We start from the raw sequence: 24,267 nt of genomic DNA on the forward strand, positions 1-24,267 counted from the left end.
ACCCTCGAAACACCCACGGATGACCTACGGAGGGGCAGAACCTCATGTGCGGAATTGTCGGATACATCGGCCGGCGTGATGTGGCACCACTGCTGCTGGAGGGGCTTCAGCGGCTGGAGTACCGGGGGTACGACTCCGCCGGCATCGTGATCACCGGCCCCAGGGCCGCCGGGCTCAAGCTGGTCAAGGCCAAGGGCCGGGTCCGCGACCTGGAGGCCCGGGTCCCCAAGCGGTTCACCGGCACCACCGGGATCGCCCACACCCGCTGGGCCACCCACGGCGCGCCGAGCGACGAGAACGCCCACCCCCACCTCTCCCCCGACGGCCGTCTCGCGCTCGTCCACAACGGCATCATCGACAACGCCGACGAGCTGCGCGTCCGGCTGGAGGCGGACGGCGTCGTCTTCGCCTCCGAGACCGACACCGAGGTGCTCACCCATCTCATCGCCCGCTCCCCCGCCGACACCCTGGAGGAGAAGGTCCGCCAGTCGCTGAAGCTGATCGAGGGCACCTACGGCATCGCCGTGATGCACGCCGACTTCGGCGACCGGATCGTCGTCGCCCGCAACGGCTCCCCGGTCGTCCTCGGCATCGGCGAGAAGGAGATGTTCGTCGCCTCCGACGTCGCCGCGCTGATCGCCCACACCCGCCAGATCGTCACCCTCGACGACGGCGAGATGGCCACCATCAAGGCCGACGACTTCCGTACGTACACCACGGAGGGGTCGACCACGACGGCCACGCCGACCACGGTGGAGTGGGAGGCCGAGTCGTACGACATGGGCGGCCACGACACATACATGCACAAGGAGATCTCCGAGCAGGCGGACGCCGTGGACCGGGTGCTGCGCGGCCGGATCGACGACCGGTTCGCCACCGTGCACCTCGGCGGGCTGAATCTGGACCCGCGCGAGGCCCGGGGCATCCGCCGGGTGAAGATCCTCGGCTGTGGCACCTCGTACCACGCGGGCCTGATCGGCGCGGGTCTCATCGAGTCGCTGGCCAGGATCCCGGCGGACGCCGAGCCCGCGTCCGAGTTCCGCTACCGCAATCCGGTGGTGGACCCCGACACCCTCTATGTGGCGGTCTCCCAGTCGGGTGAGACCTATGACGTCCTCGCCGCCGTCCAGGAGCTGAAGCGCAAGGGCGCGCGGGTGCTGGGCGTGGTGAACGTGGTGGGGTCCGCGATCGCCCGCGAGGCGGACGGCGGCACCTATGTGCACGCGGGGCCCGAGGTCTGCGTGGTCTCCACCAAGTGCTTCACCAACACCGTGGTCGCCTTCGCGCTGCTCGCGCTGCATCTGGGCCGGATCCGCGATCTCTCGGTCTCCGAGGGCAGGCGGATCATCGAGGGGCTGCGCAGGCTCCCGGAGCAGATCACCGAGATCCTGGAGGCGGAGTCCGACATCAAGAAGCTGGCGGAGGAGTACGCCGGGGCCCAGTCGATGATGTTCATCGGCCGGGTGCGCGGCTATCCGGTGGCCCTGGAGGCCTCGCTGAAGCTGAAGGAGATCTCCTACATCCACGCCGAGGCGTATCCGGCCTCCGAGCTGAAGCACGGGCCGCTGGCGCTGATCGAGCCCGCGCTGCCGACCGTGGCGATCGTCCCCGACGACGAGCTGCTGGAGAAGAACCGGGCGGCGCTGGAGGAGATCAAGGCCCGCAGCGGGCGGATCCTCGCGGTGGCCCACCGGGAGCAGGAGAAGGCCGACCACACCATCGTCGTGCCGAAGAACGAGAACGAGCTGGACCCCATCCTGATGGGCATCCCGCTCCAGCTCTTCGCCTACCACACGGCCCTGGCGATGGGCCGGGACATCGACAAGCCGCGCAACCTGGCGAAGTCGGTCACCGTCGAGTAGCCGCCCGGCCGCATCCGCTCTCGCGGTCCCCCGCACGCCGCCGACCCGCGGCGGGCGTGCGGGGGCCGTCCGGCCGGCGCGCGGCCCAGTGCGCGCCGGCGCCGCGCGGCACTTCGCCGGTGGCCGTCACTCCCCGGCCGGTCGCGCGCGCCTTCTCGGGATCCAGCCCCAACGCCCCGCGTCCGCACGGGAGTACGGGTCACGGCTGCGGGCCGTTGGCCGGTATGTACCCGTTCGAAGCGCGCGGCGCACCTCCGCGGGGCGGTGGGATTCGCCCGGCCGGCGGCGCGCGAGACCCGCGGGGCCGCGGGATTGCGGGTTTACGGGATGACGACGACGGGGCGCTGGGCCCGGCGGGCGAGGCGGCCGGCCACCGAGCCGAAGATGCGGCCGACGATGCCGTGGGTGGAGCCGACCACGATGGCGTCGGCGGAGTACTCCCGGCCGACCTCTTCCAGTTCGTGGCAGATGTCGCCACCGCGCTCGACCAGGATCCACGGCACTTCGGTCAGATAGTCCGCGCAGGCCAGCTCCAGCCCGAGGACTTCGGTGCGGTGGTCGGGGACGTCGACGAAGACCGGGGGCTCGCAGCCCGCCCAGACGGTGGTGGGCAGCCGGTTGGCGACATGAACGATGATCAGACCGGAGCCGGAGCGCCGGGCCATGCCGATGGCATAGGCGAGCGCCCGCTCGCTGGAGGTCGATCCGTCGAAACCGACGACGACTCCGTGGCGGAACGCGGGGTCGCAGGAATGGCGTGACTCTTCCGCCGCCCGCAGGTCCGACGTGGGGTCGGCCACCTGCTTGCGGTCCGCGGGTTCGGGGATCTCGTGACCTGCCATCGATGTCTCGGCGAAGGAAGTCCTCAGTGGAGGAAACGACATGGCGAAGGATGCGGTGTCCGGGCGGGAAGCATCTTCCCTGCCCATACCCGTAAGGGTACGGCGACACTCTTCTTCTGCCCAGGGCCGGTCGGCCCAATCAGGCGTTCCAGGGAGCATGCCTGAGGCCGTCCCGGATGGCAATGCCGCTTGGCGTCTACAGCTGTCCGGCCGCGCACAGCGGCCCGTTGGAGGCCTCGCACGCTCCGGCGGCCCCCGACGGGGCCCGTGGGGCGGCGGGGGCCCCAGCGGGGCACGGAAGCCCCCCGAGGGGTGCCCGGGGAAGGGCCCGGGGGCGCGTTCACGGGGCGCGTGGCCGGGCGGCGGGGGCGCTCCGGCCGTCCGGCCCGGCCCGGCGGAACGATCACTGTGGCAAAGCCGCACACCCCGGCGGGGGCCGGGCCGCGGCGAGGAACGGGCGGCGGCCGGGGCGCGCCCCCGCGCGCGGGGCCGGCGGGGTCGCGCCACCGTCCGGGGCCGCGGCCGGGCGTCCGCCACCCGGCCGAGACGGGCCGGGCCGCAGTGACCGGAAGGCTCTGCTCCTCGTTGGTCCCTCGGTCACCCCGCAGCCCGAGGGAGCTTCCGTGCCCGCACGCCCGTCCCCCCGCCCCCGAGCCCGCACCCGCGCGCCGGCCGCCGGCCGCCCGGCCGGATCCGTACCCGGCTCCGGGCCCCCCGACGGCCCGGCGGCCCGCCCCGCCGCCGGTCACCGGTCCGCCGGCCGCGCCGCGCCCTCGGACTCGGTGACCGATGTGGTGCGGTGGGCGGCGTTCAGCTGCCTTCTGGTACCCGTTGTACTTGTCGTGTACGGGGCATCCGTGGGCGGGGCCGCGGCGGCCGCCCTCGATCTCGCCGCCGGGACGACCGCCTGCCGGCTGCTGCTGCGGCGCTCGGAGCGCGGCGCCGCCGGGGCGCACGCGGGCGGCCGGCCGGGCCGGGCGGGACGGCGTCCGGGCGGGACGGGCGCGCGGCGGGGACGGCGGGGACGGACCTCCCCCGGATCGCGTCGCGGCGGCCGTCACGGCGGAGGGCGCGGCCACGGGGGCTGACCCGTTCGCACACCCGCACCCGTATAGTTTCAGCCAACTTCGTGCCGGTACCCATCCCTTGGGGAAATGGCCTGCCTACCCCCTTGCCACCTGGCAGGAAAGGGCTATTCGCGTCCAACGAACCCTATGGGGACGGGCCATGCGCGTTCGGCGCACTTCCCTGGGGAGGCTGCGAGTGGAACGCTTCGTGATCGAATGCTTCGCGCCAAGTTGCTGAGCAGACATAGCGGGGCATGCCGAACTTGTCACGGCGGCGTCACAGGACGCAGTAGATTCGATCTTGAGTATCGAAGGCTCGTAACTCGTGCAAAACCGAGGGGAAACGTGCAGGAGCGAAAGGCCCGAAACGAACGGGGAGACGCGAATACCGAGGGGGGCTTAGCGTCATGAGTCAGGACTCCGCCGCACCGGAGGTTGCTCGAAAACTCTCGGGGCGCAGGCGCCGGGAAGTCGTCGCCGTACTGCTCTTCAGCGGCGGCCCCATCTTTGAGAGTTCCATCCCGCTCTCGGTGTTCGGAATTGACCGTCAGGACGCCGGAGTTCCTCGCTACCGACTGCTTGTCTGCGCGGGCGAGGAGGGACCGCTCCGGACCACCGGCGGTCTTGAGCTGACCGCGCCGTACGGCCTGGAGGCCATCGGCAGGGCGGGCACCGTGGTAGTACCGGCCTGGCGGTCGATCACATCACCGCCGCCGCCGGAAGCGCTCGACGCACTGCGCCGGGCGCACGAGGAGGGAGCACGGATAGTAGGACTGTGCACGGGCGCGTTCGTGCTCGCCGCAGCCGGGCTGCTGGACGGCCGTCCGGCGACCACGCACTGGATGTACGCGCCGACACTGGCGAAGCGGTACCCATCGGTCCATGTGGATCCGAGAGAGCTGTTCGTCGACGACGGCGATGTGCTCACCTCCGCGGGCACCGCGGCCGGAATCGATCTCTGCCTGCACATCGTGCGCACCGACCACGGCACCGAGGCGGCCGGGGCACTCGCCCGCAGGCTGGTCGTGCCGCCGAGGCGCAGCGGCGGGCAGGAACGCTATCTGGACAGGTCCCTGCCCGAGGAAATCGGGTCGGACCCGTTGGCCGAGGTCGTCTCCTGGGCGCTGGAACACCTCCACGAGCAGTTCGACGTGGAGACGCTGGCGGCCAGGGCGTACATGAGCCGGCGGACCTTCGACCGGCGATTCCGATCCCTCACCGGCAGCGCACCGCTCCAGTGGCTGATCACCCAGCGGGTGCTCCAGGCACAACGGCTCCTCGAAACCTCGGACTACTCCGTGGACGAGGTCGCCGGGCGCTGCGGCTTCCGGTCGCCGGTGGCCCTGCGCGGGCACTTCCGCCGGCAGCTGGGCTCGTCCCCGGCCGCCTACCGGGCGGCGTACCGGGTACGGCGTCCGCAGGGGGAGCCCGCACCGGCGTCGATGGTGGAGTCAGTCGTACCGGTACAGGCCAGACGCACCGCCGCGGCGGGCATCAGCGGCCACACCGCGTCCTCGGCGCTCCCCCCCGAGCTGGGGAAGCCTCCGACCGGCGCGTACGCGTCCGGCCACGGCCGTCCCAGCCTGCCCGGCCAGCGGAGTGCGCCATAAGGTAGTCGCATGAACGACCGCATGGTGTGGATCGACTGCGAGATGACCGGGCTCTCGTTGGCGGACGACGCACTCATCGAGGTGGCCGCACTGGTCACCGACTCGGAACTGAACGTGCTCGGAGAAGGGGTGGACGTCGTCGTCCGCCCCCCGGACGCGGCCCTGGAGACCATGCCCGAGGTGGTGCGGCAGATGCACACCGCCTCGGGCCTCCTCGGCGAGCTGGCGGGCGGCACCACGCTCGCCGCCGCCGAGGAGCAGGTCCTGACCTACATCCGCGAGCATGTGAAGGAACCCCGCAAGGCCCCGCTCTGCGGGAACTCGGTGGGCACCGACCGGGGATTCCTCCTCCGTGACATGCCCACCCTGGAGAACCACCTCCACTACCGGATCGTGGACGTCTCCTCCATCAAGGAGCTGGCACGCCGCTGGTACCCGCGGGCGTACTTCAACAGCCCGGACAAGAGCGGGAACCACCGGGCGCTGGCGGACATCCGCGAATCCATCGCGGAGCTGCGCTACTACCGGGAGGCGGTCTTCGTGCCGCAGCCCGGGCCCGACTCGGAGACGGCGAAGAAGATCGCGGCCAGGCACGTGCTGTCCGCGGAATGAGGGTGGCAGAGGTGCGGACGGCCTCCACTCCGGAGGCCTCCCACCCCTGGCCCCGCCCCAGGTTGAACCCCGGTTTCACCCCCGGTTTCCACCCTGGCGCGAGCACCCTCCAGAACCCTGTACACTTTTTCTCGGCCGGTCAGAAAAAAGACCGGACGCGGTGGGTGTAGCTCAGTTGGTAGAGCACCTGGTTGTGGTCCAGGATGCCGCGGGTTCGAGTCCCGTCACTCACCCTGAAGGACCAAGGGCCCCGATCGAAAGATCGGGGCCCTTGGCGTATGCCCCGGGCCGGACCCCGGAGATCAGCCCCGGGGCCCCGCCGCGCGAAATCCTACGAGGAGTCCCGCACCACCAGCTCCGTCGGCAGCACGACCCGGGGCCGCGCCCGCCGCTCCCCCCGGCCGTCCGGCCCCGCGCCGATCTCCCCCAGCAGCACCTCGACCATCGTGCGGCCCATCTCCTCGATGGGCTGACGGACACTGGTGAGCGGCGGATCCATCAGCCGGGCCGTCACCGAATCGTCGAAGCCCACCAGCGCCACATCGTCCGGCACCCGGCGGCCCGCCTCCCGCAGCACCTGCCGGGCCCCGCCCGCCATCACATCCGACGCCGCGAAGACCGCGTCCAGCCCCGGCCGGCGCGCCAGCAGCTCCCGCATCGCCCGCCGGCCGCCCTCCTCGGTGAAATCGCCACGCGCCGTCAGAGCCGGATCCTCCGCGATCCCCGCCTCCGCCAGCGCCGCCGAATAACCCGCGACCCGCAGCCGCGAACCGTACACATCCAGCAGTCCGGTGATCGTCGCGATCCGGCGGCGGCCACGGGCCGCCAGATGCGCCACCGCCGCCCGGGCCCCGGCGAAATTGTCCGCGTCGACCACGGCGAGCGTCTCGTCCCCCGAACGCCGCCCGCTGATCACCAGCGGCACCGACAGCTCCGCCAGCAGATCCGGGATCGGATCGTCCGCGTGCACCGAGACCAGCAGCACCCCGTCCACCCGGTGCGCGGCCAGATACTGGGCCAGCCTGCGGCGCTCCCGGTCACCGCCCGCCAGCGTCAGCAGCAGCTGCATCTCGGTGTCCGCCAGCGCCGCCCCGACCCCCCGGACCATGTCCGAGAAGTACGGCTCGGCGAAGAACCGGTCCTCCGGCTCAGGAACCACCAGCGCGATCGCGTCCGTGCGATTGGCCGCCAGGGCACGCGCCGCGCGATTGGGCACATACCCCAGCTCGGCCACGGCCGCCCGTACGGCCTCCCGGGTCGCGTCCCGCACCCGGGGCGAGCCGTTGATCACCCGGGAGACCGTGCCGCGCCCCACCCCCGCGAGGACCGCGACCTCTTCGAGAGTGGGTCTCCCAGTACTCCGCCCCCCGCTCTCCGTACGGATCGTCCCAGACACCGTGACCGCCCTTCCCCTGGCTTCAAGATTTCCGGAAGAACAGTACGCCCAGAGGGATTTGACGATTCGTCAGCTCCCCGGGCCCTTCGACCGGCAGCCGGAAACGGCGCGTCCCGGTCGGATTGGGGGACCGACCGGGACGCGCGGGTGGGGGGCAGGAATCGCTCAAGGGCAATGCGGAGAGTGCGTCCATGCGGTGGGCTCGCCCGCGCGGGCTTCTCTCCCCGCCGTGGGGGGTGTGGATGCACGGAGAGAGAAGCCCGGCGGAAGCCGTGTACAAGAGCAAGTTAGCGGACCCCGAACCGGCAAAGGGAGCATTTCGCGCGTAGAGCGGAGTTCTTAGGGCGCGCTTAAGGACAGCATCAGAGCCATTTAACCCAGCGGGCGGAATGAGCCGCCCCGGGAGCCGGCCGGGAGACCGGTCAGGAGCCGGAGCCCCGGGAGCGGATCAGGGGACGGGAGCGCTTGCGGTCCGAGACCCGGTGGCCGCGGCGGCGCTCGCCGGGGGCCGTGCCGCGCGGGCCGAGGCCGATCCAGATCCGCACCTCGGTGCCGCCGAGGACGGAGCTGCCGATGCGGACGTCGCCGCCGGTCGACTCGGCGACCCGGCGGACGATGTCCAGGCCCAGACCGGTGGAGCCGTCCCGGCCGTTGCTGTTGCCCCGGGCCATCGCGGCGGCGGGGTCGGCGATCCCCGGGCCGGCGTCGGAGACCAGCACGATGACCGCGTCGTCGCCGTTGTGGACGTCGACGGAGAGCGCCGTGCCCTCCGGGGTGTGCCGGAAGACGTTCCCGAGCAGCGCGTCGAGGGCGGCGACCAGCTCCGGGCGGGCCACCGGGATGCGCACCGGGCGCTCGACCCCGGCGACCCTGACCTTGCGGCCCTCGTCCTCGGCGAGCGCCGACCAGAAGTCCATCCGCTCCCGGACCACCTCGGAGACGTCACAGCCCGCGCCGGGGCCGATCGCCGTGGTCTGCGGCTTGGCCTCCCGGGCGGTGCGGATGATCGTGTCGACCTCGCGCTCCAGCTGCTCCACGGCGGACCTGGTCTGGTCGGCGGCGGGCCCCTCGCCCAGCGAGGCGGCGTTCAGCCGCAGCACGGTGAGCGGGGTACGGAGCCGGTGGGAGAGGTCGGCGGCCAGCTCCCGCTCATTGGCGAGCAGCTGGACGACCTGGTCGGCCATGGCGTTGAAGGCGATCGCGGCGGAGCGCAGCTCGGGCGGCCCCTCCTCGGGGACGCGTGCGCCGAGCCTGCCCTCGCCCAGGTCGTGGGCCGCGCCCGCGAGCCGCTGGGCGGGCTGCACCATCCGGATCCCCAGCCGGTCGGCGACCGCGACCGAGCCCACGATCAGGGCGATGCCGACGCCGGCGAGCATCAGCCAGGCGGTGGTGACGCCCTTGGTGACCTCGTCGTCGGGGATGAAGACCTCGACCAGGGCGATGCCGGAGTTGATGGCGGTGGGCTGGAGCAGCGCCCAGCCGTGCGGCACCTCGGCGATGGAGGTCCGGCCGAGCCGCTTGACGGTGGCCAGATCCGCCTGGGAGGCCCGGCGGGTGCCGACCTCGATGGAGACGCCGCCGGTCTCGGCGGAGGCGGGTATGTGCACCGCCATGCGCTTGGCGGAGCCCGCCTGGGTGGATTTGACCGCCTTCTCCAGCGGAACCCGGTCATCGGTGATGGAGAGGGTGGGGGTGAGATAGGAGGCCTGGCGCTCGGCGTTGGTGAAGGCCCGGTCCCGGGCCATCTCCTTGATGACCAGCCCCAGCGGTACGGCGAAGGCCACCACCACCATCACGGTGACGGCCAGGGAGACCTTGACCAGAGCCCATCTCATCTTTGACGTCCTTGCTGCTGTCCTGGTGGGGAACCGTCCGGCGGTTCGAGTTTCACTCCGACGCCCCGGAGGGTGTGCAGATAGCGCGGGCGGGCGGCGGTCTCGCCGAGCTTCCGCCGCAGCCAGCTGAGATGGACGTCGATGGTCTGGTCGTCGCCGTAGCTCTGCTGCCAGACCTCGGCGAGCAGCTCCTTGCGGGGGACGACGACACCGGGACGTCCGGCGAGAAAGGTGAGCAGGTCGAACTCGCGCCGGGTCAGATCGAGTCCGGTCCCGTCGAGTTGGGCCTGCCTGCGCAGCGGATCGATGGAGAGCCCGCCGACCTGGATCAGCCGGGAGGGCGGGGCCTCCCCGGCCGACGACCGGGAGCGGCGCAGCACCGCGGCCATCCGCGCGGAGAGATGCTCCACCGAGAAGGGTTTGGTGAGGTAGTCGTCGGCTCCGTCGTTGAGCAGCCGGACGATCTCCGTCTCGTCGTCCCGCGCGGTCGCGATGATGACGGGGACGTCGGTGATGCCCCGCAGCATCTTCAGCGCCTCGGAACCGTCCAGATCGGGCAGTCCGAGGTCGAGAATGACCACGTCGAAACGGAAATGGGCAACCTCACGCAGCGCCTCCAGGGCCGTGCCGACGCTCCGCACCGTATGGGATGCCTCGGTCAGATGCCGGATGAGGGCGGAGCGTACGAACTGATCGTCCTCGACGACGAGCACACTTGCCATGGGCGGCACCGTACGCCATGCGGAGTGGACCGGTCGCGGGGGGAGTTGGGCCGGGCAGCTGGATTTGGTCGATCCCGCCGGGGACAGAGTTGAGGAAGGTGGTGCAGTATGGGGCTGATGCGTAGAGGACTTGTACATGCCATCGCGTGGTCGATGGCCACGGGGGCGGCGGTGACGCTTACCTGGTGGGGTGTTCACACGGTCATGTCCGGTACCGCGTACGACCGTCCCATGGCGGTGGCGATCGACACGGAATCCGAGACGACCAGGCAGCCGAAGAAGGAACAGGACTCGTCGACCAAGCGGCCGCCGAGCCCTTCCGCGCCGGTCGGGGCGCAGCGGCTTCCGACCGGCCAGGAGAGCGTGAACAGGACGCCCGCGCCGACCGGTTCGCCGGTGAGGCCCTCCCAGAACGCCGCGGCCTCCGGGGAGAAGACGCCCATGGCGGGGAGTTCGTCCTCGCCCGCCAAGCCCGCGAGCGCGGGCGATGTGAAGTCGTACACGGTGGCCGGCGGCCGGGTGGTGCTCGATCTCGGCGAGAAGTCGGCGGAGCTGGTGTCGGCGACGCCGAACGCGGGCTGGCAGATGCAGGTGTGGAAGCAGGAGTTCTACATCCGGGTCACCTTCACCAAGGACGGCCGTGAGGTGTCGGCGTACTGCACCTGGCACGAGACCAAGCCGACGGTGGTCTTCGACGACCGCTGAGGCCGTCTTTCAGGCGAAGGCCTCGGGCGGGGGCGCGGGCGAGGGTCTGGCGTCGGCGTCGGTGACGGCACGGGCGCCGCCGGTGAAGTCGATGAGGTCCTTGCCGTGCTCGACCCGGCCGGGGTGCGGGTCGCTCGCCACCCGGCGGGTGAACTCGGCGATCGGCAGGGGGGTGTCGGAGGCGAGGAGGACGGCGTTGCCGAAGCGGCGACCGCGCAGTACGGCGGGGTCGGCGGCGAGCGCCAGTTCGGGGAAGACGGTCGCGGCGGTGGCGACCTGGGCGCGCAGATGCGCGAGCGGCGGGCCGTCGGCGAGGTTGGCGATGTAGTGGCCGCCGGGGCGCAGTATCCGGCGTACCTCGGCGAGGAATTCGGCGCTGGTGAGGTGGGCTGGGGTGCGTGCGCCGCCGAACACGTCGGCTATGACGAGATCGGCCCAGCCGTCGGGGAGTTTGCCGAGCCCGGCGCGGGCGTCGGTGGAGCGGACCCGTATGCGGGCGTTCGGGTCGAGGGGGAGCCGGTCGCGGACGAGCTGGACCAGGGCCGCGTCCAGCTCGATTATCTGCTGGGTGGAGCGGGGGCGGGTCGCGGCCGTGTAGCGGGCGAGGGTGAAGGCACCGCCGCCGAGATGCACGGCCTGGAGGGGCCGTCCGGCCGGGGCGGCGAGATCCACGGCGTGGCCGATCCTGCGCTGGTACGCGAAGGTGAGCCGGGCCGGGTCGTCGAGGTCGACGTGCGACTGGGGCGCCCGGTCGATGAGCAGCGTCCAGCCGCGCGGCCGGTCCGGGTCGGGTATCAGCTCCGCGGTGCCGCCGTCGACCTGGGCGACGACGGCTTCGGGTCTGCCGGGCGCGTCCGTGCGCCGTCGCTTGCTTTTCGCCATCCGTCCATTATCGACGCGGGCGGGGGCGGCTGCCCGGCGGGTCCCGGGGCCCTCGGCCGGTCGGGCCGGTCGGGCCCGGTCAGCGGCGGCTGTCGGCGGCCTCGATGAGACGGGCGGCCTCGCCCAGCGCCCTGCGGAGGGCGGCGGGGTCGGTGACCTGGGCCGGATCGCTGGGGGGCAGCAGCCAGCCGGTGCCCCGGACCGGGGGCTCGGCGGGGGGCCGCCCGCCGGGCGGGGAGGTCCGCGTACAGGCGCTGCCCGGCAGGTCCCAGCCGTCGGCGGTGCCGGGCGGGACCAGGAAGCCGAGGGTGTCGCAGCTGCGGTCGTGCAGGACCGGGCCGACGGCGGGCGCGGCGGTGCGGCGCAGGATGTCGACGGCTTCCAGGCCCTGGCGGGCGGGGACGGTCACCAGGTCGCAGCCGCCCTGGGGGAGGCCGTCGGGGGGCGTGCCGCCGTCGGGACGGTCCGCCCGGCGGGCGGGAGCGGTCGGGGCGGGTGTCACGGGCGTACGGACACCGCCGAGAGCGCTGGTCTCCATGCCGGCCTCCATCACGGGGATCCCTCCTCGCTCGACTGGAGACACGGACCGCGTCTCCGAGGTGTTCAACGGCCGAGGGTGTCAAGGGCTACGGCACCACACCGCCCAAAGGGTGGCAGTTCATGGCAGATCGCGGCGGAGACATCCCTTTTGCGGCCAAACTCCAGGGAGAGGCCGTCACAGCGACACGGTCCCGGCCCACCCGCCGGGAGCTGCGGCCACCCGGGAGAGAGGGCTGGGCCATGGGGACATCGGCATACGCGGGGGCGGTTCCCAACGCCGCCTTCCGGCGGCTGCGCGGACGGCTGTCGCCGGGGGAGTTCGCGGCGTCCGTCCGCAAGGCGGCCCGGCAGATCGGCGAGCAGGTGTCGTGCGACGCCCGTTATGTGGGGCGGGTCGAGGCCGGTGAGATTCGCTGCCCCAACTACGCGTACGAACGGGTATTCCTTCATATGTACCCCGGTCTGACGCTGGCGGATCTGGGGTTCACGGCGCGCGAGACGGTACGGGGCGGGCGGCGGGCACGCCGCCCGCCCGCCGAACCGGCGGGCGCGAAGGGGCCCGTGCGGGAGCCCGTCGGCCATGAGGCCACCTCGGCGGGCGTCGGCCACGGCGAGAAGGAGACCGATGTGCTGCGACGCGTATTTGTGACGAACGGATCCGCCGCGGTGGCGGCCGTGTCCCTCGGGCTGGGTTCAGGGGCGGGCTCCGGGTCCGGCCCGGGGTCCGCGCCCCGGCCGGAGGGCCCGCCGGCCCTGCCCGGCGTCGTCCCCGGGCAGCGGCGGTTCGGCGAGCCGGAGGTGAGCGCCGTCGAGGAGGCGGTGCGAAGGATCCGGCTGCTGGACGACCGGCACGGCGCGGACGGCCTCTACCGGCGGGCCGCCCGGCCGCTGCGGGCGGCGTACGCGCTGCTCGACTCGGGCGTCTCCGCCCGGCGCGGGGCGGTGGACCGGCTGCACTCGGGCGCGGGCGAACTGGCCCTGTCGGTGGGGTGGCTGGCGCATGACTCGGCCCGCTTCGACGACGCCCGCTCGCACTACGCGGAGGCGCTGGCGACGGCGCGGGTGGCGGCCGATCCGGCCCTGGAGGCCCACGCCTTCTCCAACACCTCCTTCCTGGCGCGGGACGCGGGCCGCCACCGGGAGGCGGTCCGCTCGGCCCAGGCCGGTCTGCTGGCCGCCCGCGACCTGGGCTCCCGGCGGCTGCTCTCCCTGCTGTCGCTGCGGGAGGCCGGGGGCTGGGCGGGCCTCGGCGACCGCGCCGAGTGCGAGCGCGCCCTGACGCGGGCGCACGGGCACTTCGGCCGGGGGGCCTCGGACGCGGACCCCGAGTGGATGTCGTTCTTCGGGCTGCCGGAGCTGGAGGCGCTGGAGGCGCAGTGCTGGGCGGCGCTGGGCGAGTGGGCCCGCGCGGCCCGTCACGCCCGCCGGGCGGCCGAGCTCCAGGACCGGGGCTTCACCCGCAATCTGGCGCTCTACCGGGCCGAACTGGCCGTGGACCTGGCACACGGCGGCGTCCCCGACGAGGCCGCGGCGGCCGGGCACCGGGTGCTGGACCTGCTGGGCGGCGTCCAGTCCTCCCGGGTCCGGGCGATGCTGCGGACGACCGCGACCGCGCTCGGCCCGTACCGGACCGCGCGGGGAGTGCCGGAGTTCCTCGCCCGGCACGGGGAGGCGGTGCGCGGGGCATAGGCAGCCGTCCGGGCGCGGTCGGTCGTGGCCGGGCGTCCCGCCAGGGGTTATCACCGGGTGAACCGGTCGCGGCACGCGCAACCTTCTCGCGAGCCGGGGAGTCAAGCGACCGCACGGGATCTTCTCACCGAAGAATCCCTTTCGCCGACTTGACACTCATTCAACCCTTGGGGGGACGTTTCATGACGTCACGCAGCAGCACCTTCCGTACGCTGGGGCTCGCGGCGGCCACGGCCCTCGTGGGCTCGCTGACCGCCTCCACCGCGATCGCCGCCCCGGAAGGGCCCGACCGGGCCCCGGCCGTACAGAAGAAGGCGGCGGCGAAGCCGGTCGCCCTGCCGGACGACTTCAACGGAGACGGCCACCAGGACGTGGCCCTCTCCGCTCCCATGGCGTACATCGGCGGGGAGCGGCGCGCGGGGTACGTCGCCGTGCTGTACGGCTCGAAGAACAAGCCGTCGACGACGCGCAAGCAGATCCTCCACCAGGACTCCCCCGGCATCCCGGACCAGGCCGAGAACGGCGATCAGTACGGCCGGGGCCTGGCCACCGGGGATCTGGACCACGACGGCTACACCGATCTGATCGTCGGCGCCCGGTACGAGGACACCGCGGCCGGCCGGGACCGGGGCAGTCTGTCGGTGGTCTGGGGCGGGAAGTCGGGCCTCTCCGGCTCGGCGATCCTCCGGGACGGCTCCGGGGCGCACGCCTCCGGCGGCGAGTTCTTCGTGACCGGGGACTTCGACGGCGACGGCGACACCGACCTCGCGGACACCAACAGCCCCGGGCTGCGGGTGTTCGCCGGGCCCTTCAGCCGCGACGGCGTCCCCACCGGCGTCACGGACCACGGGAAGGTGCCGAGGTACTCCATCAAAGGCATCTCCTCGGGCGATGTGGACGGCGACGGGAAGACCGACGTCGTCGCGACGGTGTTCGAAGGGCACATCCCCAAGCGAGGCCTCTGGCGCTACTCGGGGCACACCATGGTCTGGAAGGGAACCGCCCAGGGACCGGCCGACCCCGTCGAGGTCACCGGTGTCGCCGGTCAGCCGCTGAGCGGGGAGGCCCTGGACCTCGGCGACATCAACCGGGACGGGTTCGAGGATCTCGTCGTCGGCCGCACCTGGGAGCAGGGGGACCACATCGACGAACTGGCCATCGCCAAGGGCGGGATGATCACCTATGTCCCCGGGTCCGCGAAGGGCCTGGACTCCGCCTCGGTGACCGCCTTCAACCAGGACAGCTACGGGATCCCGGGCGTCGCCGAGTCGAGCGACCGGTTCGGCGCGGCGATCTCGATCGCCGACATCGACGGCGACGAGTACGAGGATCTCGCGATCGGCGTTCCCGCGGAGGACCTCGGCCTCGGGTACGACGCGGGAGCGGTCGTCACCCTGCGCGGCGGCAGGTACGGGCCGGTGAGCGAGACGGCGCGCGTCCTCACCCAGGACACGGCGGACGTACCGGGCACGGCGGAGGAGCGCGACCAGTTCGGTCTGGCCCTCAAGCTCGCCGACACCAGCGCGGACGGCCGGGCCGAGCTGTTCGCCAGCGCGCCGCACGAGAACAAGGACGAGGGATCGGTCTGGATCTTCCAGCCCACCGCCACCGGGATCACGGCCAAGAAGTCCGCCGTCTTCGGCCCCAAGTCCCTGGGCCAGCGCCCCGACATCAGCGAGCTGGGCTTCACCTACAACGACTGACAACGACTGACCCGCCCGACCGCTCACGGCGTCAGGCTCACCCGGTGCTCCGCCAACCGCGCCAACACCGCGTGGTTCGCCTCCCACCCGTCCGGGGCACCTGCCCATGGCCGCCTCCGGCGGCATACCGGACTCCGTCCGGCGATCACGGCGTGAGGCTCACCCGGTGCTCCGCCAACCGCGCCAACACCGCGTGGTTCGCCTCCCACCCGTCGGGGGCTCCTGCCCATGGCCGCCTCCGGCGGCATACCGGACTCCGTCCGGCGATCACGGCGTGAGGCTCACCCGGTGCTCCGCCAGCCGCGCCAACACCGCGTGGTTCGCCTCCCATCCGTCGGGGAACTTCACCGCGACGCCGAGTTGGACGGGTTCGGTGGAGGGGTGTTCGTCGAGCAGTTCGCTCACTCCGGCGCGGCAGACCACGACGCAGGCGTGGCGGTGACGGGAGGTCAGGACGCAGAGGCGGCCCGTCTCCAGGTGGAAGGCGGTGGCGTCGGGGCGGCCCGAGAGGGGGTGGAGGATGACGGTGATGTCGAACTCGCGGCCCTGGAGGCGGTTGGCGGTGTCGACCGTCACCTCGGAGACGCCCAGTTCGGTGAGGGCCGCCCGGACGGCGGCGGCCTGGTCGCGGTGGGCGGTGCCGACCGCGACGCGGTCGGCGGTGACCGGGGCCGGGTCGGCGTCGGCGGTGCTGGTCGCGACACCGCCCCGGTCCAGTATCCGGCGGACCACCCGGGCCACCGCGCGGACCGCCTCGGGGTCGGTGCGCGGGGTGTGTCTGGCGGGCAGTTCGAGCAGGCCCCACCCCGACTCGGCGGCCTCGTCCAGCACCCGGTCGTGGGCCGAGCCGTCGGAGGCGGTGCCGAAGGAGAGTTTGCGGTCGCCGTGGCCGGTGCCGCTGCGGAAGGGGGTGTACGGGTAGAACGCGGCGGACACCAGCGGCGCGGCCGAGGCGGGCAGCCGCCAGGAGACCGGCAGCCGGTGCTGGGGCAGCTCGGGGTTGTGGGCGAGCAGGGTGGAGACCGCGCTGGCGGAGGGGTCGTACGAGAGCCCCGCCCACTGGTCCGCGCCCACCACCGAGAACGGGTCCAGCTGGCCGGGGTCCCCGACGAACAGGGCCCGCTCGAAGAGGCCGGCGACCGCCAGCAGCGCGTCCGAGCGCATTTGGTAGGCCTCGTCGACGATCGCGTGCGACCAGGGCCCCACGCCCTGGACGTGCGCCCACTTCGCCGCCGTGGAGATCACCACGTCGAGGCCCGCGAGCTCGCCGGCCTTGGCGGACTTGCGGACGTTCGCCAGGGCGTCGAGGGCCTTGTCGTAGGGATCGGGGTCATTGCTGTGCAGCCGCCCCACCGGCAGCCCGGGCTCCTTCTCGGCGAGGCGGAGGACGAGATCGTCCACCTGGGCGTTGGTCTGGGCGATCACCATCAGGGGGTGGCCCGCCGCGGCCAGCTCGCGGGCGGCGCGGACCACGAGGGTGGACTTCCCCGCGCCGGGCGGGGAGTCCACGACCACGCCCCGGTCGGTGCCGTGCAGGGTGTCGGCGAGGATGCGCTCGGTGGCGGCGGCAGCGGCGACGGCGGGGTCGACCGCGGTCACGGGGTCGAAGACGGTCACAGGATGTCCTCCGGGGTCACCGGGTCGGGGGCCTCGGCGTCGGTGCCGGGCGGGCCGCCGTGCGTCCACGGCGTCTCCTCCGGCTCCGGGAGCCTGGGCCCGCCTCTCTGGTCGTGTTCGAAGAGGGTCCAGGCGAGCCGGTCGCCCTTGACCGGCACCGTCCCCTCGGCCGGGTCCTTGGCGCGGCCCATCCGGTCGGTGAGCCGCAGTACGAGGAGGTCGTCGGCCTCGTGGCGGACGAACTCGGCGGTCTGGGGTTTGCCGTCGAGCGAGCGGTACACCTTGACGCCCTCGCCGAGGTGGGGGCGGTCGTCGGTGCGCAGGACGACCAGCGGGCGCGGGGCGGGCCGCCTCGACTCGGACCAGGCCATCGTCACCTCGATGACCTCGCCGGTGAACGCCTCGCCCGAGAGTCTGCGCCCGGCCAGCACCAGCGGGTCGTCCAGCGCCTCCTGGGCGTCCAGCTGGGTCTGGGCGCTCTCGCGGGCGGCGAGCTTGCGGGCGGCGGTCACCGCGTCGTCGCGGCGGGGCTGGGGCGGCTCGCCGGCCCGCACCCGGTCGCGGTGGGCGGTGAAGGACCAGCGGTCGCGGGTCCAGCGCTCGGTGGCCCTGGGGCCCTCGGGCAGTTCGTTCAGCAGCTCCAGGGAGCGCCACACCGCGTGCCAGGTGGGCTCCAGCTGGGTACGGAGCAGTCGGCGGATCTCCCGCTCGGCGAGGGAGAGCTGGCCCAGCCAGCCGTCCGCCTCGGCCCCCTCGCCGGCGGCGGCGAGCGCCAGGCGCACCCGGTCGTACGCCTCCACGGCGGGGGCGAGCAGCCGGTTGTCGAAGGCCGGGTCGGTGGCCGGGCCGGCCGGGGGGACCAGCAGCTGTCCCCGGGCGTCGCGGCCCAGCTCGGCGCGGAGCGCGGCCTCGGCCCCCGAGCCGCCGTCGGGCGGGTCGATCCAGGCGAGCAGCGCGCCGAGGTGCTGGTCCTCCAGGGAGGACTGGCCGGTCGCCCAGTGGCGGTTGAGGAGGTCGGTCGCGGCGAGCAGCAGGGAGGAGCCGGGGACCCGGGCGCGCTCGCCGTAGTGGGTGAGCCAGCGGCCGAGCAGCGGTACGTGGGGCGGGGCGGGGTAGGGCGTCTCGGGGTCCTGCTCGGAGGTGCGGCGGAAGCGCATGGAGCGGCCGAGGAGGCGGACGAAGTCGACGGCGGCGCGGCCGGGGACGATCAGCTGGGGGGCGTCGGCGCACAGCTCCGCCTGGGCCTTGACCCGCTTGCCGGTGGCCGGGTCGGTCTCGTTGCGCTCGACCAGCTCGATGTCGTCGGTGTAGCCGTCGAGATGGGGCAGGACGGCTTCGGCCAGCTCGGCGAGGAAGGCGAAGCGCAGTTCGCGGTCGCGGGGCTGGGCGACGGTGAGCAGCCGGGGCCGCTCGGGGTCGGTGCCGACGAGCGCGCCCAGCGGGGCTCCGGCCTCGCCCGCGGTGGTGAGCGGGACGAGGACCAGGGGGCGGTCGCTCAGATGGCGGTGGCGGACGGTGGTCAGGGGGTGGGCCCGGCCGGACTCGACGGCCTCCAGCCGGGCGAGGGTGGAGATCAGTGACATCCGGCGGCCTCCGGCAGCTCGTCGGGGGCGGTGCGGGCCGCCGGGAGCGAGGCCAGGGCCTCGGCGCGCAGGGCGGCGGCCCGGCGCAGCGCGGCGACGGCCGGGTCGTCGGGGTCGCCCGCGGTGCCCCGGGCGGCAGCGAGGACGTCGCCGACGGTCCGCAGGCCGCCCAGCTCGCCCCGGACGGAGCGGCCGAGCGTCTCGACCGCGCCGGCCCGGCGGGCCCGGTCCCGGCAGTGGAAGGCCAGCTCGCAGGCGGCGAGGCAGTCGGGGGCGTAGGCCGCGGGGACGGCTGCCACGGCGGCCCGGAGCTCGTCGGCGGGGCGCTCGGGGTCGAAGGTGAGACCGGCGGGGAGCGCGGTGGCGATGTCCTCGACGCGGGTCAGCCGGGCGAGCTGGCGGCGGGTGACGGAGAGCTGTTTGCGGACGTCGACGGCGGAGGCGGTGGGGAGGTTGGAGAAGTCCTTGGGGCAGACCAGCAGCACGCTCTCGGCGACGCTCGCGCCGGCGGTGTGGGCGGCGATCCGCTCCAGCGCCAGGACGTAGACGGCGGCCTGGCGGGCGGCGGCCCCGACCTTCGCGGCGTCGGCGGAGGCGTCGATCATCGGGAAGGACTTGATCTCGACGACGGTCCAGCGGCCGTCGGGGTGGACCACGACGGCGTCGGGCTCCAGATAGGCGGGGGCGCCGGCGACCTCCAGGGCGAGCAGGGGGTGGCGCAGCAGGGTCCAGACCCCGTCGGCGGTGGCCTGGCGCAGTGCCAGCGCGGTGCGCGCGGTGCGGCCCTCGGGGCCGGCGGCGGCGAGGTCGGGGAGGGCGAATCCGGTGGGGCCCTCCGCGCCGATGAGGCGCATCAGCTCCGCGCCGCCGTCGGAGGTGACTCTGGCCTCGAAGGCATTGCCCCGCATGAAGGCGAACTGGGACTGGCCGAAGGGGGCGGGCGAGCCGAGGGCGGTGGCGAGCGCGGCCTTGTCGACCCCCGCGCCGTCGAGCAGGGCGCGGCGGTCGCAGCCGGGGTTGGCGGCGAGGGCGGCCAGCGCCCGGGCGTCGAGCGGACGCGGGCGGGCGGCGGGGCCTCTCAGCTCAGCGAGCCGCTGCCGCGGTGGTGTCGTCGGCGCCTGCGGAGGTGGTCCGCTGTCCAGGGATTCGCTCACCCGGGGAAGTGTGGCATCCGCCACTGACAATCGGGGGGCGACCACTCGAAGAGGCCGGTGAGGGGGGTGTGGTGCTCGTGGCGGAAGCCGTGGCAGGGGCCGTGGCCGCGGCCGGGGAGAGCCGTGCGAGCACCCGGTCGGCGAGGCGGGTCGCGGGCTTGGCGAGGAGTGCTCCGGCGGCCATGACGGCGACTCCCGCGACGGCGTCGAGGAGGTAGTGGTTGGCGGTGCCCATGACGACGATCACGGTGATCACGGGGTAGCCGACGGCGAGCGTCCGCAGCAGCGGCGTCTTCCGGCCGTACCGCCAGAGGATCACTCCGCACCACACGGCCCAGCCGACGTGGAGGCTCGGCATCGCCGCGTACTGGTTGGTCAGTCCGCCCATGCCGCGCGGCGCGCTGGCCTCCGCGCCCCACCAGCCGTAGGAGCTGTACTGCGCCATGGTGTCGACGAAGCCGTGGGCGGCGTCGAGGAGTCTCGGGGGGCAGGTCGGCATGAGGACGAAGCCGACGAGGCCGAGCAGGGTGGAGAGCATCAGCCAGGTGCGGGCCACGCGGTAGCGGGCGGGGCGGCGGCGGAAGAGCCAGACGAGGACGGCGGGGGTGACGAGGTAGTGGAGCGAGGCGTAGAGGAAGTCCGCGGGGATGCCGATCGCGGGGACCTCGGTGAAGAGCTTGTTCAGCGGGGTCTCGGCGTCGAGGAGGAGTGCCTTCTCGGCCCGGAGTATCGCGAGGCCGTTGTCGACGGCGGTGTTCACGTCCCCCCGGGCCAGCAGCCGGCCCGCCGAATAGGCGATGTAGACGACCGCTATCAGCGTCAGTTCGGTCCACCAACGGGGCCGATGACCGGGTCCGAGGTACGGCATCCGAGCGTTCTCTCCCTGTGTGGTCTCCGATGGCCCGGCGTTCCGTGGGTCGGCGGCCATCGGACAACCGTACGGTGTCGGGTGACGGTGCTGGGTGCGGGGCCGGGCCTCCCCAGAGACGCGAAGATCGCCCCGAAGGTTGCGTCGATGATGTTTGAGCGATGATGGAACGCCATCACCAGCGCTTATTACCTACGGAGGCCGTGATATGGCACCGCGGATCCTGCTCGTCCGGCATGGTCAGACCGAATGGTCCCTCTCCGGCCGCCACACCGGTCGGACCGATCTTCCCCTGCTGGAGGAGGGCCGGCGCGGGGCGAAGCTGCTGGGAGAGCGGCTGCGGCGGTCACCCTGGGCCTCGCTGGAGGGGGTGGAGGTGCGCACCTCTCCGCTGGTGCGCGCCTCGGAGACCTGTGAGCTGGCGGGGTTCGGCGACCGGGCGGCCGACTGGGACGCGCTGATGGAGTGGGACTACGGGGCGTACGAGGGGCTGACCCCGCCCCAGATCCGTGAGATCGCCGGTCCGGACTGGGTCATCTGGCGGGACGGGGTGCGCGACGGCGAGGCGCTCGCCGAGGTCTCGGCGCGGGCGGACGAGGTCGTGGAGTGGGCGCGCTCCGCCGACCGGGACGTGCTGGTCTTCGCGCACGGTCACATCCTGCGGGTGCTGGCGTCCCGGTGGCTCGGGCTGGACCCGGCGTTCGCGGCCCGGCTGAAGCTGGATCCGGCCTCGCTGTCGGTCCTGGGGTGGGCGTACGGCGCTCCGGCGGTGGACCGCTGGAACGACGCCGGCCATCTGGAGGGCTGACCGGAAGGGCGGGGGCCGGTCCGGGGCAGGGCCGGGACAGGCCCCGGGGGACCCTTCGCCCGGCTCCGCCCTCTTGCGCCGCCCTGGACAATGGAGGGCGGTCCGGATCACCCGGCTCCCCGTGCGAGGAGGAAGCAGCACATGGCGGAACCCCAGCAGCCGGCTCGCAGGACGCGGCCCGCGCCCCTGCTCTTCGAGCCTTCGGAGGCCGTCGCCGATCCGGAGCACTTCTTCGACCTGGAGTCGATGGCCGACCCGCGTGAGCTGCTCGCCCGCTCGACCGAGCTGGCGCTGGCCTTCCGCGCCGCCGCCGACCGGGCCGTGGAGTTCCAGGCGATGGCCGCCGCGCAGCTCGCCGATCCGCGGCGGTTCGACCGGCTCACCCCGGGGGATGTGGCCGACCGGGCCGGGTGGACCGAGGACTACGCCCGGAAGATGATCGAGTTCGGCCGGAGCCTGCTCAGGGACGGGCCGAACCAGTAGGCCGATCGACCGGCCGGCGGACCGGTCGACCGGACTGACCGGCGGACTGGCGGACAGACCGATCAGCTGACCGGACCGAAGCACCTGGCATATGCGGGGCGCACGATACCGCTCCGCGCTCGCCCCTGTCCCCGTTTTCGCCGACACTGGGCGACCGCTCTGTCACTCCGGGTAGACCTGAGGCATGAGCGGATGGCTGCGCGACACCGACAAGGACCGCCGGACCGACCTCCGACCCCCGGCCGACGACACGATCGAGCGGGAGGTCTCCCGGGTCTGCGGCCCGGGGGCCGACTGGCTCGCCTCGGCCGGGGCGTACCCGCGCTCGGTGCTGGCCCTCTGGGAGGCCAGACCGACCGAGCCCGCCGTACTGCCCTGCGGCTCGGTCTTCGACGTCGTCAATGTGCCGGCGGTCTTCGGCCGGCAGCTGCTGGACCGGCTCCGGGAGGAGGGCCCCGGCTCCGGCCCCGTCGCCGCCCACCGGGGACGGATGCTGATCTTCGCCACACCGGGCTCGGCGGGCCGGCTGCCCGCGCTGCTGCGGTGGGAGGAGTGGGGCGGCGCGGTGCCGCCGCTGCTCTGCCACGGCACCGGTGACGCGGTGACCGTGCCGCCCCTGGAGGAGACCGGCGGGCCCGGGTCCGGCTCGCGCTGGGTGGTGGCCCCGGGGGCCCGGCACCCCTGGCTGCCGGGCCCCGAGGTGCTGCTCTGGGCCTGTGTCCGGGCGGCCAGGGCCCTCGCCGCCCCGGATGTGCGCATATCGATTTTTCACCGTCCCGACCAGGGTGCTAAGGTCTACGACGTCAGCAGGCGCCGCTAGCTCAGTTGGTTAGAGCAGCTGACTCTTAATCAGCGGGTCCGGGGTTCGAGTCCCTGGCGGCGCACAGACGGAAAGAGCCCCTCGGCATTGCCGAGGGGCTCTTTCGTGTCCCCCGACACTCCTGCTACGCCGTGGTGATCTTGACCGTCCAGGAGCCCGAACCGGTGCGGTCGGAGACCTCCACCCGGGTCCGCTCCTCGGGCAGGGTGTAGGTCTCCCCCACCCCCAGCGGCGCGTCCGCCAGCTCCGGATAGACCGACTGGTCCCAGCACGCCTCGCTCTCCGGATGAGTGTCGATCACCTCGATGGGCCCGCCGCCGGACGCGGTGTCCGACTGCACCCGGTACAGCAGCACCCCCTCGGTGCAGAGCGACTCGTCATTGCCCGACGCGCCGCGCGCCTCGATGGCGATCGCGGTGCCCTCCCCGGTGCGCACCACCGCCAGTCGGGTGCCGAGACCGCCGCCGGGCGCGGGCGCGGAGATCGGCTCCAGGGTGATCAGCTCCGGTCCTGTGACACAGCGCACGGCCCGCCCGTCCAGCCAACCCAGCTTCCACTTGTGCCAGCCGAAGAGATCGGGGGCCATCCCGAACTGGCTGCCCATCACGTCCCAGTCGCCGACATAGGTGTCCCAGTCGCCCTTGCCGTCCGTGGGCCGGTGGTAGAGGTCCGGCAGGTCGAAGACGTGCCCGGTCTCATGGGCGAGGACATTGCGATCGGGCGGATGGCGCTCGAAGACCGTGACCACCCTCTTGATCGGGACGCCGTCCGCGCGCAGCGGCCGGTCGAAGTTGACGACCTTGGTGGCGTCGGAGTCCACTCCGGGCGCGTCCGGGTCGGCGACCAGATAGACGATGTCGTAACGGGAGAAGTCGACCTGCCGGTCGGCGGCGGCGAAGGCGTCCCTGAGGTACGCGCCCCGCCGCTCGGGCTCCCAGTCGCGGCTTATCCCGTACTCCGTGGACTCCTTCGGCATCCGCACCCAGTCGGGCTGCGGGTGCGCGCGCAGCCGGAACTTCCCGTAGGAGGCGCGCTCGAAGAATTCGCTGGTGGCGGGGAAGTGGTCGGCGGCCAGCAGCTCCGGGGAGTGGTTCGGGGCGGCGTCCGGGAAGGACAGGAAGATCATGACCGCGTCCAGCTCGCGGAGCGGGCGCGGGTAGGCGGCGTTCCAGGTGTCCAGGCCCAGGGAGTGATGGGCCTCGGTCCGCGAGAGCAGACAGGGGGCGGTGGAGGCCTTCGCCACCGCGGGTCCGGCCACCAGGGAGGTGGCGGCGATCGCCATCAGCGAGGTCAGGGCCGCCGCCGCGCTGCGCAGCCGGCCGCGCTCGCCGCCGCCGTCCCCGCCCGACGCGCCGGGGCCCCGGGGATCGTGCGGTGGGTCCGGTGGGGGCGGTGCGCCCGAAGCGCCGGACAGGCCGGGCGGGCCGTACGGGTCGGATGGACCGTACGGGTCGTACGGGTCCGGCGTG

At 73.3% G+C, this 24,267-nt stretch carries 22 protein-coding genes and 2 tRNA genes; 12 read left to right on the forward strand and 12 right to left on the reverse strand.

The genetic code is table 11. The features are described from left to right. Nucleotides 1–44 precede the first annotated feature (44 nt). Nucleotides 45–1,862: a glutamine--fructose-6-phosphate transaminase (isomerizing) gene (gene glmS, locus ABD371_RS06745; RefSeq protein WP_344473787.1), complete on the forward strand. Its 1,818-nt coding sequence runs from the start codon at nt 45–47 to the stop codon at nt 1,860–1,862. 320 nt (nt 1,863–2,182) lie between these two features. Here the strand turns inward: glmS and ABD371_RS06750 are convergent, their stop codons facing one another. Next, a complete protein-coding gene (locus ABD371_RS06750) occupies nt 2,183–2,704 on the reverse strand; it encodes a universal stress protein (RefSeq protein WP_190126323.1) in 522 nt (173 codons plus the stop codon). A 623-nt stretch (nt 2,705–3,327) separates the two neighbouring features. On the opposite strand from ABD371_RS06750, the gene ABD371_RS06755 reads away from it, so the two are divergent. The 4 genes from ABD371_RS06755 to ABD371_RS06770 all read left to right on the forward strand — a co-directional run bounded on the left by ABD371_RS06755 (nt 3,328) and on the right by ABD371_RS06770 (nt 6,226). Beyond that, on the forward strand, nt 3,328–3,792 hold the full coding sequence (locus tag ABD371_RS06755) for a hypothetical protein (RefSeq protein ID WP_344473790.1): 465 nt from the start codon (nt 3,328–3,330) through the stop codon (nt 3,790–3,792). Between the two features lie 386 nt (nt 3,793–4,178). Next, nucleotides 4,179–5,381 carry a GlxA family transcriptional regulator gene (locus ABD371_RS06760; protein WP_344473792.1) on the forward strand — a complete coding sequence of 401 codons (1,203 nt, stop codon included), beginning with the start codon at nt 4,179–4,181 and terminating at the stop codon, nt 5,379–5,381. A gap of 9 nt (nt 5,382–5,390) precedes the next feature. After that, nucleotides 5,391–5,993 carry an oligoribonuclease gene (gene orn, locus ABD371_RS06765; protein WP_344473794.1) on the forward strand — a complete coding sequence of 201 codons (603 nt, stop codon included), beginning with the start codon at nt 5,391–5,393 and terminating at the stop codon, nt 5,991–5,993. A 160-nt stretch (nt 5,994–6,153) separates the two neighbouring features. Further along, a tRNA-His gene (locus ABD371_RS06770) sits at nt 6,154–6,226 on the forward strand. A gap of 98 nt (nt 6,227–6,324) precedes the next feature. On the opposite strand, the gene ABD371_RS06775 is transcribed toward ABD371_RS06770, so the two are convergent. The 4 genes from ABD371_RS06775 to ABD371_RS06790 all read right to left on the reverse strand — a co-directional run bounded on the left by ABD371_RS06775 (nt 6,325) and on the right by ABD371_RS06790 (nt 10,389). After that, nucleotides 6,325–7,389: a LacI family DNA-binding transcriptional regulator gene (locus tag ABD371_RS06775; RefSeq protein ID WP_344473796.1), complete on the reverse strand. Its 1,065-nt coding sequence runs from the start codon at nt 7,387–7,389 to the stop codon at nt 6,325–6,327. 422 nt (nt 7,390–7,811) lie between these two features. Beyond that, entirely contained in the window at nt 7,812–9,224 is a 1,413-nt protein-coding gene (locus ABD371_RS06780; RefSeq protein WP_344473798.1) for a HAMP domain-containing sensor histidine kinase, read from the reverse strand. Further along, nucleotides 9,221–9,946, reverse strand: a complete 726-nt coding sequence (locus ABD371_RS06785) for a response regulator transcription factor (RefSeq protein ID WP_344473800.1) — start codon at nt 9,944–9,946, stop codon at nt 9,221–9,223. The genes ABD371_RS06780 and ABD371_RS06785 overlap by 4 nt, the downstream gene beginning before the upstream one ends. 194 nt (nt 9,947–10,140) lie before the next feature. Next, on the reverse strand, nt 10,141–10,389 hold the full coding sequence (locus ABD371_RS06790) for a hypothetical protein (RefSeq protein WP_344473802.1): 249 nt from the start codon (nt 10,387–10,389) through the stop codon (nt 10,141–10,143). Here ABD371_RS06790 and ABD371_RS06795 point away from each other — a divergent pair. Then, nucleotides 10,388–10,651 carry a hypothetical protein gene (locus ABD371_RS06795; RefSeq protein ID WP_308433267.1) on the forward strand — a complete coding sequence of 88 codons (264 nt, stop codon included), beginning with the start codon at nt 10,388–10,390 and terminating at the stop codon, nt 10,649–10,651. The genes ABD371_RS06790 and ABD371_RS06795 overlap by 2 nt on opposite strands. Before the next feature lie 9 nt (nt 10,652–10,660). Here the strand turns inward: ABD371_RS06795 and ABD371_RS06800 are convergent, their stop codons facing one another. Then, complete coding sequence (locus ABD371_RS06800) at nt 10,661–11,533, reverse strand: spermidine synthase (RefSeq protein WP_344473806.1); 873 nt, start codon at nt 11,531–11,533, stop codon at nt 10,661–10,663. Nucleotides 11,534–11,612: 79 nt separating this feature from the next. Beyond that, on the reverse strand, nt 11,613–12,071 hold the full coding sequence (locus ABD371_RS06805; protein ID WP_344473807.1) for a hypothetical protein: 459 nt from the start codon (nt 12,069–12,071) through the stop codon (nt 11,613–11,615). Nucleotides 12,072–12,313: 242 nt separating this feature from the next. On the opposite strand from ABD371_RS06805, the gene ABD371_RS06810 reads away from it, so the two are divergent. Further along, nucleotides 12,314–13,762: an NsdA family TPR-like regulatory protein gene (locus tag ABD371_RS06810; RefSeq protein WP_344473809.1), complete on the forward strand. Its 1,449-nt coding sequence runs from the start codon at nt 12,314–12,316 to the stop codon at nt 13,760–13,762. Between the two features lie 182 nt (nt 13,763–13,944). Beyond that, the gene (locus tag ABD371_RS06815) at nt 13,945–15,465 is read left to right on the forward strand and encodes an FG-GAP-like repeat-containing protein (RefSeq protein WP_344473811.1); all 1,521 of its coding nucleotides are present in this window, start codon (nt 13,945–13,947) and stop codon (nt 15,463–15,465) included. A gap of 267 nt (nt 15,466–15,732) precedes the next feature. Here the strand turns inward: ABD371_RS06815 and ABD371_RS06820 are convergent, their stop codons facing one another. From ABD371_RS06820 to ABD371_RS06835, 4 genes are read right to left on the reverse strand one after another with little or no spacing between them, the layout of a single operon-like run. Then, a complete protein-coding gene (locus ABD371_RS06820) occupies nt 15,733–17,064 on the reverse strand; it encodes an AAA family ATPase (RefSeq protein ID WP_344474114.1) in 1,332 nt (443 codons plus the stop codon). Between the two features lie 14 nt (nt 17,065–17,078). Next, a complete protein-coding gene (locus tag ABD371_RS06825; RefSeq protein ID WP_344473813.1) occupies nt 17,079–18,665 on the reverse strand; it encodes a hypothetical protein in 1,587 nt (528 codons plus the stop codon). Next, entirely contained in the window at nt 18,656–19,819 is a 1,164-nt protein-coding gene (locus tag ABD371_RS06830) for a hypothetical protein (protein ID WP_344473816.1), read from the reverse strand. Before ABD371_RS06830 ends, ABD371_RS06825 begins: the two co-directional genes overlap by 10 nt. Continuing rightward, nucleotides 19,749–20,687 (reverse strand): phosphatase PAP2 family protein, encoded by a 939-nt coding sequence (locus tag ABD371_RS06835; protein ID WP_344473818.1) that lies wholly within the window; start codon nt 20,685–20,687, stop codon nt 19,749–19,751. Before ABD371_RS06835 ends, ABD371_RS06830 begins: the two co-directional genes overlap by 71 nt. 208 nt (nt 20,688–20,895) lie before the next feature. Between ABD371_RS06835 and ABD371_RS06840 the strand changes: the two genes are divergently transcribed. From ABD371_RS06840 to ABD371_RS06855, 4 genes are all read left to right on the forward strand, one after another. Then, nucleotides 20,896–21,495, forward strand: a complete 600-nt coding sequence (locus ABD371_RS06840) for a histidine phosphatase family protein (protein ID WP_344473820.1) — start codon at nt 20,896–20,898, stop codon at nt 21,493–21,495. Between the two features lie 141 nt (nt 21,496–21,636). After that, nucleotides 21,637–21,978, forward strand: coding sequence for a hypothetical protein (locus ABD371_RS06845; protein WP_344473822.1), 342 nt, complete (start codon nt 21,637–21,639; stop codon nt 21,976–21,978). A 184-nt stretch (nt 21,979–22,162) separates the two neighbouring features. Next, nucleotides 22,163–22,798 (forward strand): bifunctional DNA primase/polymerase, encoded by a 636-nt coding sequence (locus ABD371_RS06850; protein WP_344473824.1) that lies wholly within the window; start codon nt 22,163–22,165, stop codon nt 22,796–22,798. Continuing rightward, a tRNA-Lys gene (locus tag ABD371_RS06855) sits at nt 22,789–22,862 on the forward strand. Before ABD371_RS06850 ends, ABD371_RS06855 begins: the two co-directional genes overlap by 10 nt. Before the next feature lie 60 nt (nt 22,863–22,922). On the opposite strand, the gene ABD371_RS06860 is transcribed toward ABD371_RS06855, so the two are convergent. Continuing rightward, on the reverse strand, nt 22,923–24,113 hold the full coding sequence (locus ABD371_RS06860; RefSeq protein ID WP_344474116.1) for a M6 family metalloprotease domain-containing protein: 1,191 nt from the start codon (nt 24,111–24,113) through the stop codon (nt 22,923–22,925). Nucleotides 24,114–24,267 lie beyond the last annotated feature (154 nt).

Origin of the sequence: Streptomyces amakusaensis (assembly GCF_039532665.1) — a bacterium.
Lineage (GTDB): Bacteria > Actinomycetota > Actinomycetes > Streptomycetales > Streptomycetaceae > Streptomyces > Streptomyces amakusaensis.

Bases quoted from the DNA above. Each gene is read 5' to 3' on its own strand.
- glmS (WP_344473787.1), top strand. From the start codon at position 45: ATGTGCGGAATTGTCGGATACATCGGCCGGCGTGATGTGGCACCACTG.
- ABD371_RS06750 (WP_190126323.1), bottom strand. From the start codon at position 2,704: ATGGCAGGTCACGAGATCCCCGAACCCGCGGACCGCAAGCAGGTGGCC.
- ABD371_RS06760 (WP_344473792.1), top strand. From the start codon at position 4,179: ATGAGTCAGGACTCCGCCGCACCGGAGGTTGCTCGAAAACTCTCGGGG.
- orn (WP_344473794.1), top strand. From the start codon at position 5,391: ATGAACGACCGCATGGTGTGGATCGACTGCGAGATGACCGGGCTCTCG.
- ABD371_RS06780 (WP_344473798.1), bottom strand. From the start codon at position 9,224: ATGAGATGGGCTCTGGTCAAGGTCTCCCTGGCCGTCACCGTGATGGTG.
- ABD371_RS06785 (WP_344473800.1), bottom strand. From the start codon at position 9,946: ATGGCAAGTGTGCTCGTCGTCGAGGACGATCAGTTCGTACGCTCCGCC.
- ABD371_RS06795 (WP_308433267.1), top strand. From the start codon at position 10,388: ATGGCGGGGAGTTCGTCCTCGCCCGCCAAGCCCGCGAGCGCGGGCGAT.
- ABD371_RS06790 (WP_344473802.1), bottom strand. From the start codon at position 10,389: ATGGGCGTCTTCTCCCCGGAGGCCGCGGCGTTCTGGGAGGGCCTCACC.
- ABD371_RS06800 (WP_344473806.1), bottom strand. From the start codon at position 11,533: ATGGCGAAAAGCAAGCGACGGCGCACGGACGCGCCCGGCAGACCCGAA.
- ABD371_RS06805 (WP_344473807.1), bottom strand. From the start codon at position 12,071: ATGGAGACCAGCGCTCTCGGCGGTGTCCGTACGCCCGTGACACCCGCC.
- ABD371_RS06810 (WP_344473809.1), top strand. From the start codon at position 12,314: ATGGGGACATCGGCATACGCGGGGGCGGTTCCCAACGCCGCCTTCCGG.
- ABD371_RS06815 (WP_344473811.1), top strand. From the start codon at position 13,945: ATGACGTCACGCAGCAGCACCTTCCGTACGCTGGGGCTCGCGGCGGCC.
- ABD371_RS06825 (WP_344473813.1), bottom strand. From the start codon at position 18,665: ATGTCACTGATCTCCACCCTCGCCCGGCTGGAGGCCGTCGAGTCCGGC.
- ABD371_RS06835 (WP_344473818.1), bottom strand. From the start codon at position 20,687: ATGCCGTACCTCGGACCCGGTCATCGGCCCCGTTGGTGGACCGAACTG.
- ABD371_RS06840 (WP_344473820.1), top strand. From the start codon at position 20,896: ATGGCACCGCGGATCCTGCTCGTCCGGCATGGTCAGACCGAATGGTCC.
- ABD371_RS06845 (WP_344473822.1), top strand. From the start codon at position 21,637: ATGGCGGAACCCCAGCAGCCGGCTCGCAGGACGCGGCCCGCGCCCCTG.
- ABD371_RS06850 (WP_344473824.1), top strand. From the start codon at position 22,163: ATGAGCGGATGGCTGCGCGACACCGACAAGGACCGCCGGACCGACCTC.